Source organism: Flavobacterium sp., assembly GCF_031423415.1.
In the GTDB taxonomy this organism is placed as follows: Bacteria; Bacteroidota; Bacteroidia; order Flavobacteriales; family Flavobacteriaceae; genus Flavobacterium.
This window is the reverse complement of sequence record NZ_JANPFL010000140.1, coordinates 25,107-40,610: the sequence shown is the minus strand read 5'-3', so window position 1 is coordinate 40,610 and position 15,504 is coordinate 25,107. Positions and strand designations below refer to the sequence as shown.

Here is a 15,504-nt window from a genome sequence, read left to right as displayed (position 1 = left end):
TAAGGATCGTATTTTTCAATGCCACTTTGATACCATTTTGAGATTACATTTAGCTGATATAAAGTATAAGCGGCGGTATCCTCAATACTCAATCCAAGCAAACCTGCCAAAAGGAATTCTTCTAAAACTTTAATAGTAACGATTCGCTCAGGAATTCCAGTCGAAATTTCGCCATTCATTTCCTCATAATCCATCCTTCCAGAATTAAACCCAGAAATGTAAGCTACACTGGTTTTTTCGCTATCCATAACCAAAAACGGATTTCGACCATTTGCAAATCCCTCTAGATAATCTTGTCGATATGACGGACTAAATATTTTTTTAGAATGCACTTAAAACTATTTTAAAAATTCATTTTACAAATTTATAAACTATGTCTAAAATAAAATATAAAAATCGTTAAAAGGAAAAAATACTCTTCAAATAACAAGTCGTGTGTAGTTTATCGATAAAAAAGAGGTGCAAAAAAAACATATACTATAATTTTGAAAAATATCTAGCCTTAATTCTCTTTATGTCTTTGATTGAGTTTTGCGCCCAAACCAAGCGTTTTTCTAAAATTTCTTCCTCGAATAAATGCCAATTAATATTTGATTCTCGCAACCGATTTGTCAAGTTTTGAATGATAATCGCTGCCGAAACCGAAATATTCAAACTTTCGGTAAAACCAACCATCGGAATTTTAATAAAACCATCGGCTTTTTCCAAAACTTCCTCTGACAATCCGTCTCTTTCCGTTCCAAAAAACAAAGCGCTAGGTTTCGAAATGTCGAAATCATCCAACAAACACTCCTTCTCATGTGGCGTTGTAGCAATAATTTGATAACCTTGATTTTTCAAAGTTTCTATACAATTGGAAACATTATCAAACGTTTTAATATCAACCCACTTTTGTGCACCCATCGCAATTTCCTTATCAATACTTTTACCATAACGCTCTTCAATCACATTCAATTCCTGAATACCAAAAACCTCGCAACTGCGCATCACTGCACTAGCATTGTGCATTTGAAAAATATCTTCGACAACAATTGTAAAATGTTTGGTTCTGTTTTCTAATACTTTCAAAAACTTAGCTTTTCTATTTTCAGTAAGAATGTTTTCTAGGAAATTGAGGTAATCAAGGTCAATCATAATGCGGAATTATTTTTGGTAAAAATACTAAAAAAGAGTAGTTTTATTTCCAATAAAAGATTGTATAAAAACAAAAATAAAACCGCAAATTCGCAAATTAATTATCTTAAATTTAATTTTATCGTTTGTGAATTTGCGGTAAAATCATTTAAAATCTATGAAAAAGAAACTAGTCGTCTTAACCGGAGCGGGGATTTCCGCCGAAAGCGGAATTAAAACTTTTCGCGATGCCGATGGACTTTGGGAAGGTCATAATGTGATGGATGTAGCAACGCCCGAAGGTTGGCAAAGAAATCCCGAATTAGTACTCGCTTTTTACAATCAAAGACGTAAGCAATTGCACGAGGTATTACCCAATCTTGGACATCAACTATTGGCAGAATTAGAAAAGGAATTCGAAGTTGATATCATTACTCAAAACGTAGATAATTTACATGAAAAAGCCGGAAGTTCGAATGTGCTTCATCTTCACGGGGAATTGTTGAAAGTAAGAAGTACAGTAAACAGAAACTACATTTTGGACTGGGAAAACGACTTAAATTCTAGCGATGTTGATGATAAAGGAAACCCATTACGACCGCATATCGTTTGGTTTGGAGAAGAAGTTCCCGCTTTGGAAGAAGCGGTATTCCTTGTCGAAAAAGCCGATATTTTAATTATTATTGGAACCTCGCTTCAGGTTTATCCGGCAGCAGGATTGATGAATTTTGCCAAACCAACCATTCCTGTTTATTACATTGACCCAAAACCAGCACAAATTTACGACTTACCAAATGACATCAAAATTATTGCTGCAACAGGCTCGGAAGGGATGAAAATCGTACGAAAAGAACTAAAAAAATTACAATAGCAATTTCAATGGCAATGGCAATTTCAAAAATCAATTTAATCCAAAAAACTGAATACTAAAGACTGAATACTGAACACTATTGCTTATTTTTGCGCTTTATAAAAAGCCAACAACAATGACTACATTAAACGAATTAAACGCCGTATCGCCAATAGACGGAAGATACAGAAGCAAAACAAGTTCACTTTCTAAATTTTTCTCCGAAGAAGCTTTAATCAAATACCGCGTATTGGTAGAAATTGAATACTTTATTGCGCTTTGCGAAATTCCTTTACCTCAACTTGCAGCCGTAAACCCGCATGTGTTCGAAAGTTTACGCAACATTTATAAAAACTTTTCTACTGAAGATGCCCTTTGGATCAAAGAAACCGAAAAAGTGACCAACCACGATGTAAAAGCAGTGGAATATTTTATCAAGGACTCTTTCGAAAAATTAGGATTGTCACAATACAAAGAGTTTATTCACTTTGGATTAACTTCTCAAGACATCAACAATACTGCGATTCCGCTTTCGACAAAAGACGCTTTCGAAAAAGTCTATATGCCGTCATTAATCTCTTTGACATCAAAATTGAAAAATTTAAGCATGGAATGGGCGGCTGTTCCAATGCTAGCAAGAACTCACGGACAACCGGCTTCACCAACCCGTTTGGGCAAAGAAATTGGTGTTTTTGTAGAACGTCTAGAGGAACAAATGCGTTTGTTGTTCAACATTCCTTTTGCAGCAAAATTTGGTGGTGCAACCGGCAATTACAACGCCCATCATGTTGCCTATCCACAAATTGATTGGAGAAAATTTGGTGGTACTTTCGTGGAAGAAAATCTAGGTTTGCATCACTCCTTCCCTACTACGCAAATTGAACATTACGATCATTTTGCGGCTTTTTTTGATGCGTTGAAAAGAATAAATTCCATCATTATTGATTTGGACAGAGATATTTGGACCTATGTTTCGATGGAATATTTCAAGCAAAAAATCAAGGCAGGAGAAATTGGTTCTTCGGCGATGCCACACAAAGTAAACCCGATTGATTTTGAAAATTCAGAAGGAAATTTGGGTATTGCGAATGCTATTTTCGAACATCTTTCGGCAAAATTACCAGTTTCAAGATTGCAACGCGATTTGACCGATAGTACTGTATTGAGAAATATTGGCGTGCCAATAGGTCACACATTAATCGCTTTTGAAGCTACTTTGAAAGGCTTGAACAAACTCCTTTTGAATGAACCAAAATTCCACGAAGATTTAGATAAAAACTGGGCTGTTGTTGCCGAAGCAATTCAAACCATCTTGCGTCGTGAAGCCTATCCAAATCCTTATGAAGCCTTGAAAGGGTTGACTAGAACCAATGAAGCCATTACAAAAGATTCGATTCACGAATTTATCGAGACACTTGATGTTTCATCAGAAATTAAAGCTGAATTAATGCAAATTACACCTAGTAATTTCTTGGGGATTTAATAAAAAGACACTCTTAAAAAAAGTACAAAGCAATTATGAAGAATTCTATTCTAAAAACAATGTTGCTTTGTACTTTTTTTATTTTATTCTCTTGCGAAAAAGACAAACCTGTAGTCAAATCGTATCGAGCTGGAGTGATTTTGTCATTTGACGATGCCTATGTAAATGAATGGTTTGCTACAAATCAAAAATTAAAAAAATATGCCTGGAAAGGCACTTTTTGCGTTTCCAAAATCAATACTTTACGCCATTACCAAATTCTAAAGCTTCAAGAATTACAAAAAGAAGGCCACGAAATTGCGGGTCATACGCTCAACCATATCAATGCTGTTGATTTTCTCCGAGTGAACACTATCGATGAATACATCAATCAGGAAATTAATCCGATGTTGATTTTAATGAACTTTTACGGTCTAAAAGTGACGTCTTTTGCCTATCCGTATGGTGGCAGAACCCGAAAATTAGACGCCGCTTTATTAGAAAAATTTAAGATCATCAGAGGAAGAGCTTTTTGCGAAGAAAAAGCGGCAAAACAAGGCTGCTACTTCAACGAATCTAATCTAGTTTTTAGCTTTAGCATTGATGATACACACAATCACTTTACTATTCCGCATCTTCTGGAATTATTAGATTATGCCAAGAAACACGACAAAATTCTGATTCTCAATAGCCACAAAACGGTTGAAAATGTAAATGGAGATTATCAAACAAAAAACGCAACTTTAGAATTAATTTGCAAATACATCAAACGCAATAATATGAAGTTTTACACCTTATCCGATTTGAATGCGTTGGAATACTAGTTTCGCTGCTTGTATTTTATTCTGACAAAGCCAGTTTGAATATTTTTTTCTTTTTGCAAAAAGGTTTTTTGTATATTACCACAATATTTGAAACGGAAAACCTAAAGTAAACGTCTATGAATACTTCAGAAAAAGTAGCCGAAGTTTCCCTTCATTTGGAGCCCTTAATCAGCGACTTAGGGCTGATTCTTATGACTGCGGGCATTGCTGTTTTGATATTCCGAAAATTAAAGCAACCATTAGTTTTAGGCTATTTGATTGCAGGATTTTTGGCAGGAAACCATTTCGATTTTTTCCCTTCGGTTAAAGAAATGAAAAGCGTAGAAGTTTGGGCAGAGATTGGAGTCATCTTCTTATTGTTCAGCCTTGGTCTAGAATTTAGTTTCAAAAAACTGATGAAAGTTGGCGGAACCGCCTCTATCACAGCGGGTATACAAATTGTTACGATGTGTGTTTTGGGTTATTCGGTAGGTCAATGGATGGATTGGTCTAAAATGGATAGTGTCTTTCTCGGCGTTATTCTTTCAATTTCATCAACCACCATTATTTTAAAATCCTTTGATGAACTAGGAGTCAAAACACAAAAATTTGCCGGAATTGTAATTGGTTCGCTAATCGTTCAAGATATCTTAGCCATTTTGATGATGGTTCTATTATCAACCATTGCGGTAAGCAATCAGTTTTCGGGAATGGACTTGTTATTATCAGTTTTGAAATTGGTGTTTTTTCTGGTGATTTGGTTTTTGGGCGGCATTTTTATCATTCCCACTGTGCTCAAAAAAACAAAACATTTATTGACCGATGAAATGCTGCTGATCATTTCATTAGCCTTATGCCTTACGATGGTTGGGCTTGCAGCCAATGTTGGATTTTCGCCCGCTTTGGGTGCTTTTATAATGGGTTCTATCATTGCTGAAACGACCCAAGCAGAACATATTGAACATTTGGTAAAACCCGTAAAAGATTTATTTGGCGCTGTATTTTTTGTTTCGGTAGGGATGCTAATTGACCCAGCTGCTTTGTATGAACACGCTCTTCCAGTGCTTATTCTTTCGTTTGTGACCATATTTGGGCAATCGATAAGTTCCACTTTGGGAGCATTATTATCGGGACAACCTTTGAAAGATGCCATCAGAACGGGAATGAGTTTATCACAAATTGGGGAATTTTCGTTTATCATTGCAACTTTAGGAGTAACACTCAAATCAACAAGTTCTTTTTTGTATCCAATTGTAGTAGCAGTTTCGGCTGTTACGGTATTTACAACGCCGTTTATGATTAAGTATTCACTGCCATTTTCGGAATATTTAGCCCAAAATTTACCACGGAAATTAACCAAACGAATCGAACGCTATTCGGCCAGTACGCAAGCGATAAAAACAGTCAGTTTATGGCAAACTGTCATCAATGCGTTTTTAATTCAAGTGGTTGTACTGGTTGTAATAATTCTGGCCATCATCTTGCTTTCCTCAAGATACATCGAACCCTTAGTTGACGATTATCCTTTTGGAAATGTTCTCGGCGCTCTGATAACATTGAGCATTATAGCACCTTTCTTGTGGGCACTTGCCTTTAGAAGAGTTGCTATTTCCGAAGTTGAACAATTGATGCACGACCGAAAATCTCGTGGCCCACTAACTATGTTGTTCTTTATTAGGATTCTACTATCCATTTTCTTAATAGTATTATTGCTGAAAGTATTCTTCTCGCCTAGAATTGCTCTAATTGCATTGGTAATTGCTATCGTAATTTATTTGATTTTCCAAAAGAGACTCCACATTCGGTATCATAAAATTGAAAATCATTTTCTGGCCAATTTAAACGGACGAGAAATTGCAAAAGCCAAAAGAAGCCGAAGCGATTTAACCCCTTGGGACGGACACATGGCTGTTTTTGATATTGCAATCGAATCGAATATCGCTGGAAAATCTTTAAAAAACTTAAAACTTAGGGAAGAATTGGGCATCAATATCGTATCCATAAAAAGAGGCGAAATCACAATTCATATTCCGAACGCCAATGAACGAATTTTTCCTGGTGATGAAGTATGCGTTATTGGAACAGACACACAAGTTCAAGAATTTAAAAAATATTTAGACCAACACGAAACCGATATTTCCCCAGAAATGAAGGAACCTGATATTGTTTTACGCCAAATTGAATTGAAAAATCACACCTTTATAGGTAAAAGCATCAAGGAATCTAAACTGCGTGAAAAAACAAAAGGAATGATTGTAGGTATTGAAAAAAGAGGCAATCGAATCTTAAATCCAGAATCCTATGTTATTCTTGAAAAAGACGATGTCCTGTGGATTGTGGGAGATAAAAAATTATTAGCTGATTTGGTTCACGATTAAGTAAAAAAGATGCAAGAAACGAATCTTGCACCTTTTTATATTTCACAGTGTAAAAAATTATCTCGAATAATTCGGAGCTTCTTTTGTAATCGTCACATTATGAGGATGACTTTCGGTAATTCCGCTAGAAGTGATGCGAACAAAACGCCCTGTGTCTTGTAAAGTTGGAACATCTTTGGCACCGCAATACCCCATTCCTGCACGAAGTCCACCAATGAATTGCTGCATACTTTCTTCTAGTTCACCTTTGTAAGGCACGCGACCCACAATTCCTTCTGGAACTAATTTCTTGACATCGTCTTCCACATCTTGGAAATAACGGTCTTTCGATCCGCCTTCCATTGCTTCTACAGAACCCATTCCGCGATAGGATTTGAATTTTCTACCTTCGAAAATAATAGTTTCTCCGGGAGATTCCATAGTTCCGGCCAAAAGTGACCCTAACATCACACAATGAGCACCTGCTGCAAGAGCTTTAGGAATGTCTCCTGTATATCGAATTCCACCATCGGCAATGACAGCAACTCCGGTTCCTTTTAAAGCTTCGGCAACTTCGAGAACGGCAGAAAACTGAGGAAAACCAACTCCTGCAATAACACGAGTGGTACAAATAGAACCCGGACCAATACCCACTTTTACACCATCGGCACCGTTTTCTACTAGAAATAATGCCGCTTCTGGAGTGGCTATATTACCTACTACAACATCAATTTTTGGAAATTTAGATTTTATTGCTGCCAACACATTAACTACACCTTGGGTATGACCGTGAGCGGTATCAATTACAATCGCATCGACACCGGCATTTATAAGTGCAGTAGCTCTTTCGAGTGCATCGGCTGTAACGCCAATGGCTGCCGCAACACACAAACGACCGTAAATATCTTTATTAGCGTTAGGTTTTTGCGTCAATTTGGTAATATCTCTAAAAGTAATTAATCCCACTAGTTTATAATCGGAATTCACCACAGGAAGTTTCTCGATTTTATAGCCTTGCAACACCACTTCTGCTTGTTCAAGAGAAGTTCCTTCGGCAACAGTAACCAAGTTTTCGCTAGTCATTACTTCTATGATAGGTCGCGCATTATTTTTTTCGAAACGCAAATCCCGATTGGTAACAATTCCTTTTAGCACTCTGTTTTCATCTACAATTGGAATACCGCCAATTCCGTATTCTTTCATTGCTTTTTTGGCATCGGCAACGATAGAATTTAAGGGTAAAGTCACAGGATCGATAATCATTCCAGATTCGGCCCGTTTTACTTTTCGAACCTTGGCAGCTTGTTGCTCGATAGACATATTCTTATGCAAAACACCAATTCCACCTTCTTGAGCCATAGCAATTGCCATTGCACTTTCGGTAACGGTATCCATAGCAGCGGATACAATGGGAACATTAAGCATTATGTTTCTAGAAAATTTTGATTTGATACTCACTTCACGAGGAAGTACATTCGAAAAATTAGGTACTAACAATACATCATCGTAAGTTAATCCTTCGCCGATAATTTTGGAGTTGTGTGCTATCATTGCAATTTGTAGTTTATGCTGAACTTGGTTCAGTATTGTAGTTAAATTGCGTGCAAATATAGTTAATCTTAAGCAAAACAACATCATACTTAGATTATAAATGATTAAATTGCCATACACATAACCTCTGGTTTTTATAAACCTTGTTTGTTCATCTTTAAGGAATGAAAAAACAATAAAAATTTTCCAATGGAAAAATCAACTCCAACATTGCAAGGACTTTCTAACCAAGAAGTGATTGAGTCAAGAAAAAAAAACGGTTCCAATTCGCTAGAACATCAGTACAAAAACCATTTCCTAGCTTCCCTAATTGAGATGATTAAAGAACCTATGTTTTTGCTACTATTATTGGCTACCAGCATTTATTTCATTACAGGAGAATACAGCAATGGTGTTTTTATGTTGGCGGCAATTGTTTTAGTTGCTACCATTTCATTGTATCAAGAATCGAAAAGTAGAAATGCTATTGAAGAACTAAAAAAATTATCACAACCCAAAAGTAAGGTCATCCGTAACGGTGAAATCATAGAAATTCCAAGTGAAGAAATTGTTTTGGGCGATTTCATTCAAACCGAGGAAGGTACTTTTATTCCAGCCGATGGTGTGATTATTCAATCGAATGATTTTTCGGTAAATGAATCTGTTTTGACGGGGGAATCATTTTCGGTTTTCAAAAATGAAAAATCCAAAAACAACCAAGTTTTTCAGGGAACGATTGCCGCTAGTGGTTTGGCGATTTGCGAAGTTACTGCCATTGGCAACCAAACCCAACTGGGGAAAATTGGGAAAAGTATAGAATCAATCGAGGAAGAAAAAACACCTTTACAACTTCAAATCGGGAATTTTGTAAAAAAATTATCCCTCGTAGGTTTGATTATTTTCATTCTTGTTTGGGCGGTGAATTATTATAATTCAAGACTAATATTAAACAGTTTACTCAAAGCGCTAACCTTGGCAATGAGCATAATCCCTGAAGAAATTCCAGTGGCATTTACCACATTTATGGCATTGGGCGCTTGGCGATTGATGAAAATGGGGATTATCGTAAAACAAACTAAAACCGTCGAAACTCTAGGTAGTGCGACCGTAATTTGCACCGACAAAACAGGAACTATTACCCAAAACAAAATGAGTTTGGCCAAATGGTATACACTTTCAGATGATACAATCAGTGGCAATGATAAAAGAAATGATAATGGCAATGGCAATAGCAATGATAATGGTAGTAATAAGCAAAAATTGAATGAACAAGAACAGGAATTACTAAGTCTATCGATGTGGGCTAGCGAACCGATACCGTTTGATGGAATGGAAATTGCACTTCACGAAGCGTATTCAAAACTGAAAATTACGGACGAAAGACCCAATTTCAAATTGATTCACGAATATCCATTGGGAGGAAAACCACCCATGATGACTCATATTTTTGAAAACCAAAAAGGAACTAGAATTATTGCTGCCAAAGGCGCGCCAGAGGCTATCATATCGTGCTCAAAACTTTCTGCAGCAGAGGTTGAAAAAATCAATACTGCTATTGAATCGATGTCGAAAGAAGGTTTTCGGGTTTTGGGAGTGGGTGTTTCCGAATTTTCAGGAAATAATTTTCCAAAAGGACAGCAGGAATTTACTTTTGTATTTAAAGGAATTGTCGCTTTTTATGATCCACCAAAAGAGAATATCAAAAAAGTTCTTGATGCTTTTTATAATGCCGGAATTCAAGTAAAAATTGTTACAGGTGACAATGCTGCAACGACCTCAACTATTGCCAAACAAATTGGATTTCAAAACCCTGAAAACACATTAAATGGCGATGAATTGATGTCTATGGATGACGCCATATTAAAAGAAAAAGTGATGGAAACGACCCTATTTACTAGAATGTTTCCTGAAGCCAAACTCAAAATTATTGAAGCTTTAAAAGCCAATAATCAAATTGTTGCTATGACAGGCGATGGAGTAAATGATGGACCAGCATTAAAATCGGCTCATATTGGAATTGCCATGGGCAAAAAAGGAACTGAAATAGCGAAACAAGCTGCCAATCTTATTCTGATTGATGATGATCTATCGAAAATGACTGACGCCATCGCAATGGGAAGAAAAATCTACATTAACCTAAAAAAAGCCATACAATACATTATTTCTATTCACATTCCAATCGTTCTGATTGTCTTTATTCCATTGGTTTTGGGATGGATTTATCCGAATATATTTTCGCCCGTACATATTATTTTTCTCGAGATCATTATGGGTCCAACTTGTTCCATCATTTATGAAAATGAACCCATGGAATCGAATTTGATGCTGCAAAAACCACGGCCCCTTACTACTACTTTTTTTAATCTAAAAGAAATAACAATTAGTATTATTCAAGGATTAGTAATAACACTTGGGCTTTTATTTGTGTATCAATATTGCATCAAAGAAAATTGCACGGAAAGCGTTACCCGGACCATAGTTTTTCTGACTTTAATTGCTTCGAATGTTTTCTTGACCTTGGCCAATCGTTCGTTCTACTATTCGATATTTACCACCATTCGATACAAAAACAACTTGGTATTGATCATCATTGGAACCACAGTTCTTTTAACTAGTTTGCTGCTTTTGGTTCCTGTATTTTCTAAATTCTTTATGTTTGAATCCATTTCGCTGGCACAAATTGGTTTGAGTATTTTGGTTGGATTTGTTTCGGTGTTTTGGATAGAAATTTACAAAGTGTTGAAGCGAAAAAAAGGTTAATGAAATGCTCTGAATAATTTTGAACTTTCATTATAAGCACTTTCAAAACTCATCGCGCTGATTGTAGTGTTTTCTTTTTTAGAAGTAAAATAGGAAACTAATTTCTCGGTAGGCATATTACCCGTTAAGACATCCTTGGCTATTGGACATCCTCCAAAACCCTGAATAGCACCATCAAAACGTCGACAACCTGAATTGTAAGCGGCGTCAATTTTTTCAAACCATTTGTCTGGTATGGTATGCAAATGAGCCCCAAATTCAATCTTTGGATATTTTGGAATCAAGTGCGAAAACAAATACTGAATCACATCTGGTGTTGAACTACCTACTGTATCCGAAAGCGAAAGGATTTTTACTCCCATATTTGATAGCTTTTCTGTCCAATCACCCACAATTTCAACATTCCAAGGATCTCCATAAGGATTTCCAAATCCCATCGAAAGATATGCAACGACCTCTTTATTGCTTTTAGCTGCTATTTCTAATATTTCTTGTAAAGTTACCAAGGATTCATTAATCGTTTTGTGCGTATTACGCATCTGGAAATTCTCGGAAATCGAAAAGGGAAATCCTAAATATTGAATGGGTTGATGCTGACTAGCCGTTATAGCGCCTTGAGTGTTGGCAATTATGGCAAGTAATTTACTTCTGGTTTGCGAAAGGTCAAGTTGTGCCAACACTTCGGCTGTGTCTTGCATTTGCGGAATGGCTTTGGGCGAAACAAAACTTCCAAAATCGATAGTGTCAAAACCCACACGAAGCAAAGACTGAATGTACGCCACTTTTCTTGCCGTAGGAATAAAAGCTTTTATTCCTTGCATCGCATCTCGAGGACATTCTATAATTTTTATTGCTTCCATAGAAATTCAAAAGTAATCAAAAATAGATTTGTATGAAATACAACTAATCAAACTAAAAATAAAAACTAGTATTTTGTCATTAGCGTTTGTCTAAATCAATTGAAAATAGTGAAACTTAAAAAAATTATTAATTTTTTTCGATTATATTTTTTTTATATTCAAAAATTATTAATTTAGCATAACAGTACAGTACAGTACATAATATGAATAAAAAGAATTTTGCATTTACCATTAACCCTGAAAGTGATGTTCCGAAGTATCAGCAATTAGTAAATTCAATTACTAATGCCATTGCTGAAAACCTCCTGTGCAAGGGCAATTTATTGCCATCGGTCAATAGTATTTGCAAAGAAAACAACCTTTCTAAAGACACTGTTTTCAAAGCTTATTCGATTTTAAAAGGACAAAGAGTTATTGAGTCGGTTCCTAACAAAGGGTATTATGTAGCGGGTGAAACTCGAAAAGTACTTTTGTTTTTAGACACGTTTAAGGCTTATAAAGAAGTTTTATATCATTCATTTATCAATAATTTGCCTGATAATTTTATAGTCGACGTACAATTTCATCATTACAATATTGACAATTTCAAGACCATAATAAATAGTAGCGTTGGCAAGTATTATAAATATGTAGTAATGAATTTTGATCATAATGAATTGGCTTCTGCGTTGACCAATATTTCAAACGATAAACTTTTGTTGATTGATTGGAATATTCATTCCAAGCCAAAGAATAATTATGTTTTTCAAGATTTTGGAAAGTCTTTTTATGAATCGTTGCTTGGTGCCGTTGAATCCTTTAAAAAATATGAGGAAATACATTTTGTTTATCCCAATTTCACCCATCATCCGATTGAAACTGTTACTTTTTTCGAAAAATTTTGTATCGATTTTAATTTCAAATATAAAATTATTACCAATCCAAAAGAGTTCAATATTAAAAAAAACATAGCTTATATAAGTGTTAGTGATCGAATTTTGGGGCAATTTTTAGAACAATGTCAAGAAAAAAATCTGGAACCTGGCAAAGATGTTGGATTTTTATCCTACAATGAAACGCCGATGAAAAAATTTATTTACAAAGGAATATCGGTGGTTTCAACTGACTTTAAAGCATTAGGATTAAAAGCCGCCGAATTTATTACAAAAGGCGAACCGATACAGTTTTACGTATCAACACAATTAACTTTAAGAGACTCATTGTAAAATAGTCCTTTTGTTCCTTAATTTTATGCACATTAAAAAATGAAAATAAAGATAGCAACCTTAGCTTACACCATTAAATTACTATTTATTTTTAGCTTACTCATTGACCCTAATAGTGCAATGGCACAAGCAGAACACAATTTAAAGATGGCTTTTGTAGTTCAAAAATATGATTATGAACTTTTTAATAAAGTAACAAACAGAAGCATTGCCAATGATTTAAATACTATACAAACCAATACAGCAACTTGGGTAGTGAATAAAATTGAAAAAGAAATTGACTCCGAAACAACCGAATTCATTGTAACATTTCATTTAACAAAAGGATTTGAAAAATCTGCTGCAACACTGGTAGAATTTCAATTTGACGATTGGAACAAAGAAAATTATGTGTTATTACCCGCCTCGGCTTATAATGGAAATCGCTTTATTTCGAGACGTATCGCTTATTCGCCTAAACTAAATGAAATTAAAGATATTGGCAAAAATAAACCTATGGTCATTTCTGATGTGCCTCGTTTGAATATTGCAAATGGTGTTTCACATATTCAAGAACGTAGTGGAAGCATGGCATCACCCTCAATTGGTTTTCATTCTATAAATTCTAAAACAGGTTTTTTCCTGACCACTACACAAAAAAACAAATATGGAGATTTAGGTATAAATATTGAGGAATCGCGAAATCGAAAAAATGCCACGATTTCATTGTGTTCACCATTAGTGCGAGAGTTAACACAATACCGGCTTTGCGATAACCAAGCACCAACCCCCGATTTACCCGCAGATTTTAAAGAAGCCGACGAAGTAGAATATACCTTTAGGTTGCATCACTTTAAAGCCGAAAAAACCCAAGTTCTTTTTGATAAATATATTCAAATTCGGCAGGAACTTTTGCCAAAATCCAGTTTTGTTCCACAAATTCCATTCTCTTCTTGTTTTGATATACTTGAAAAAAAATTCAATGATTATAATTTTGTTCCAAAATGGGGCTATTATTCCGTTGGACCTAGAAATAACTATTTTCAAGACTGGCAAATTGGCTGGGTAGGCGGGATGATTTCTACGTATCCACTACTTTTTTCTAAAAATGAACAAACCCGTAAAAATGTAATCGCTAATTTCAATTGGCTTTTCCCAAATGGGATTTCACCGTCAGGCTTTTTTTGGGATAGCGGCGAAAAAGGAAATGTATGGATTGGTGGCGATACTCGAAAACCATTGTCAAAAAACTGGCACTTAATTCGGAAAAGTGCCGATGCGCTCTATTATATTATAAAGCAATTTGATCTTATGAAAATTCAAGGAACTACCGTAGAACCAGTTTGGGAAAATGGTACACGCACAGTAGCTGATTCATTTGTGAAACTATGGACAAAAAACGGACAATTCGGTCAGTTTGTAGACAGCACAACAGGAGAAATAGCCGTTGGAGGTTCATCTAGTGCCGCTATTGCACCTGCCGCTTTGGTATTTGCATCAAGATATTTTAATGATAAATCATATCTTAACATTGCCTGTCAATCCGCTCAATATATGTATGATAATTTTACGACTAATGGTATTAGTTGCGGCGGTCCAGGTGATGCTTTACAAAACCCAGATAGTGAATCCTGGTATGGAATGCTTGAATCGTATGCTGTTTTATATGAAGAAACCAAAGATAAAAAATGGTTAACTTATGCTTCAGAAACAGCTAATCAATATTCAACTTGGGTGATGTCCTATGATTATGTTTTTCCTGCAACAAGTCTTTGGGGCGCAATGGATATGAAATCAACTGGAGCCGTTTTTGCCAACACTCAAAACAAGCACGGTTCTCCGGGTATTTGCACACATTCTGGACTAGCTTTTTTGCGTTTGTATCGTGCCACAAACAATATCTTGTATTTGAATTTATTGAATGACATCACACAATCTATTCCCCAATATATGTCGCGACCCGACCGACCAATTAAAGGAATGCAGGAGGGTTGGATCAATGAAAGAGTCAGCACTACAGATTGGCTTGAAGGAATTGGTGAAATATTTTCAGGTTCTACTTGGGCAGAAACAAGTTTATTGCTAACTACAACTGAACTGCCAAGTATATATGTAGATGTAGAAAATAAAGTAGTTACCGCTTTTGATCAACTCGAAGTAGAATTGATGTCTTCAAATGAACATAGGGCAACTCTCAAGATAACCAACCGAACAAAACAGACTGCAGAAGCATCAGTAGTATTAGAGAACAAACAGCAAAAATCAAGTTTATGGCAAGAGAGTAAAATTTTTGGCAAAAGAAAATATTTAATTCAACCAAATCAAACAATCACGATACAAGTGAAAAACTAAAATAAAACATAAACCAAAACGACTATATCAAGAAAAAAAATTGAACCCTAGCAAAGATGTTGGATTTTTATCGTACAACGAAACGCCTATGACAAAATTTATTTACAAAGGTATTTCGGTGGTTTCAACTGACTTTAAAGCATTAGGTTTAAAAGCTGCAGAATTTATTACCAAGGGCGAAACAATGCAGCACTATGTACCAACAGAGTTAATACTAAGACAATCATTATAAA

At 35.5% G+C, this 15,504-nt stretch carries 12 protein-coding genes; 8 read left to right on the top strand and 4 right to left on the bottom strand.

The annotated features are described in order from the left end of the window. Both RMO83_RS12770 and RMO83_RS12765 read right to left on the bottom strand, forming a co-directional pair. On the bottom strand, nt 1-332 hold a 332-nt coding region (locus RMO83_RS12770; protein WP_310560085.1), incomplete at its 3' end, for a hypothetical protein. 145 nt (nt 333-477) lie between these two features. Continuing rightward, nucleotides 478-1,134, bottom strand: coding sequence for an RNA methyltransferase (locus RMO83_RS12765; protein ID WP_310560084.1), 657 nt, complete (start codon nt 1,132-1,134; stop codon nt 478-480). A gap of 157 nt (nt 1,135-1,291) precedes the next feature. Between RMO83_RS12765 and RMO83_RS12760 the strand changes: the two genes are divergently transcribed. The 4 genes from RMO83_RS12760 (at nt 1,292) to RMO83_RS12745 (ending at nt 6,606) form a co-directional block, all read left to right on the top strand. After that, a complete protein-coding gene (locus RMO83_RS12760; RefSeq protein ID WP_310560083.1) occupies nt 1,292-1,984 on the top strand; it encodes an NAD-dependent deacylase in 693 nt (230 codons plus the stop codon). A gap of 115 nt (nt 1,985-2,099) precedes the next feature. Then, nucleotides 2,100-3,446, top strand: coding sequence for an adenylosuccinate lyase (gene purB / locus RMO83_RS12755; protein WP_310560082.1), 1,347 nt, complete (start codon nt 2,100-2,102; stop codon nt 3,444-3,446). Nucleotides 3,447-3,481: 35 nt separating this feature from the next. After that, nucleotides 3,482-4,249, top strand: a complete 768-nt coding sequence (locus tag RMO83_RS12750) for a polysaccharide deacetylase family protein (protein ID WP_310560081.1) — start codon at nt 3,482-3,484, stop codon at nt 4,247-4,249. A gap of 116 nt (nt 4,250-4,365) precedes the next feature. Further along, the gene (locus tag RMO83_RS12745; protein WP_310560080.1) at nt 4,366-6,606 is read left to right on the top strand and encodes a cation:proton antiporter; all 2,241 of its coding nucleotides are present in this window, start codon (nt 4,366-4,368) and stop codon (nt 6,604-6,606) included. 57 nt (nt 6,607-6,663) lie between these two features. Here RMO83_RS12745 and guaB read toward each other — a convergent pair whose 3' ends face one another. Beyond that, nucleotides 6,664-8,136: an IMP dehydrogenase gene (guaB, locus tag RMO83_RS12740; protein WP_310560079.1), complete on the bottom strand. Its 1,473-nt coding sequence runs from the start codon at nt 8,134-8,136 to the stop codon at nt 6,664-6,666. Between the two features lie 189 nt (nt 8,137-8,325). Between guaB and RMO83_RS12735 the strand changes: the two genes are divergently transcribed. Further along, nucleotides 8,326-10,875 (top strand): cation-translocating P-type ATPase, encoded by a 2,550-nt coding sequence (locus RMO83_RS12735; RefSeq protein ID WP_310560078.1) that lies wholly within the window; start codon nt 8,326-8,328, stop codon nt 10,873-10,875. Here RMO83_RS12735 and RMO83_RS12730 read toward each other — a convergent pair. Continuing rightward, complete coding sequence (locus RMO83_RS12730; protein ID WP_310560077.1) at nt 10,872-11,735, bottom strand: hydroxymethylglutaryl-CoA lyase; 864 nt, start codon at nt 11,733-11,735, stop codon at nt 10,872-10,874. The genes RMO83_RS12735 and RMO83_RS12730 overlap by 4 nt on opposite strands. A gap of 203 nt (nt 11,736-11,938) precedes the next feature. Between RMO83_RS12730 and RMO83_RS12725 the strand changes: the two genes are divergently transcribed. The 3 genes from RMO83_RS12725 to RMO83_RS12715 are packed head-to-tail and all read left to right on the top strand — an operon-like array spanning nt 11,939 to nt 15,503. After that, nucleotides 11,939-12,940 (top strand): GntR family transcriptional regulator, encoded by a 1,002-nt coding sequence (locus RMO83_RS12725; protein ID WP_310560076.1) that lies wholly within the window; start codon nt 11,939-11,941, stop codon nt 12,938-12,940. Nucleotides 12,941-12,979: 39 nt separating this feature from the next. Beyond that, nucleotides 12,980-15,271: a hypothetical protein gene (locus tag RMO83_RS12720; protein WP_310560075.1), complete on the top strand. Its 2,292-nt coding sequence runs from the start codon at nt 12,980-12,982 to the stop codon at nt 15,269-15,271. Between the two features lie 40 nt (nt 15,272-15,311). After that, a complete protein-coding gene (locus tag RMO83_RS12715) occupies nt 15,312-15,503 on the top strand; it encodes a hypothetical protein (RefSeq protein WP_310560074.1) in 192 nt (63 codons plus the stop codon). Nucleotide 15,504 lies beyond the last annotated feature (1 nt).

Bases quoted from the DNA above. Each gene is read 5' to 3' on its own strand.
- RMO83_RS12765 (WP_310560084.1), bottom strand. From the start codon at position 1,134: ATGATTGACCTTGATTACCTCAATTTCCTAGAAAACATTCTTACTGAA.
- RMO83_RS12760 (WP_310560083.1), top strand. From the start codon at position 1,292: ATGAAAAAGAAACTAGTCGTCTTAACCGGAGCGGGGATTTCCGCCGAA.
- purB (WP_310560082.1), top strand. From the start codon at position 2,100: ATGACTACATTAAACGAATTAAACGCCGTATCGCCAATAGACGGAAGA.
- RMO83_RS12750 (WP_310560081.1), top strand. From the start codon at position 3,482: ATGAAGAATTCTATTCTAAAAACAATGTTGCTTTGTACTTTTTTTATT.
- RMO83_RS12745 (WP_310560080.1), top strand. From the start codon at position 4,366: ATGAATACTTCAGAAAAAGTAGCCGAAGTTTCCCTTCATTTGGAGCCC.
- guaB (WP_310560079.1), bottom strand. From the start codon at position 8,136: ATGATAGCACACAACTCCAAAATTATCGGCGAAGGATTAACTTACGAT.
- RMO83_RS12735 (WP_310560078.1), top strand. From the start codon at position 8,326: ATGGAAAAATCAACTCCAACATTGCAAGGACTTTCTAACCAAGAAGTG.
- RMO83_RS12730 (WP_310560077.1), bottom strand. From the start codon at position 11,735: ATGGAAGCAATAAAAATTATAGAATGTCCTCGAGATGCGATGCAAGGA.
- RMO83_RS12725 (WP_310560076.1), top strand. From the start codon at position 11,939: ATGAATAAAAAGAATTTTGCATTTACCATTAACCCTGAAAGTGATGTT.
- RMO83_RS12720 (WP_310560075.1), top strand. From the start codon at position 12,980: ATGAAAATAAAGATAGCAACCTTAGCTTACACCATTAAATTACTATTT.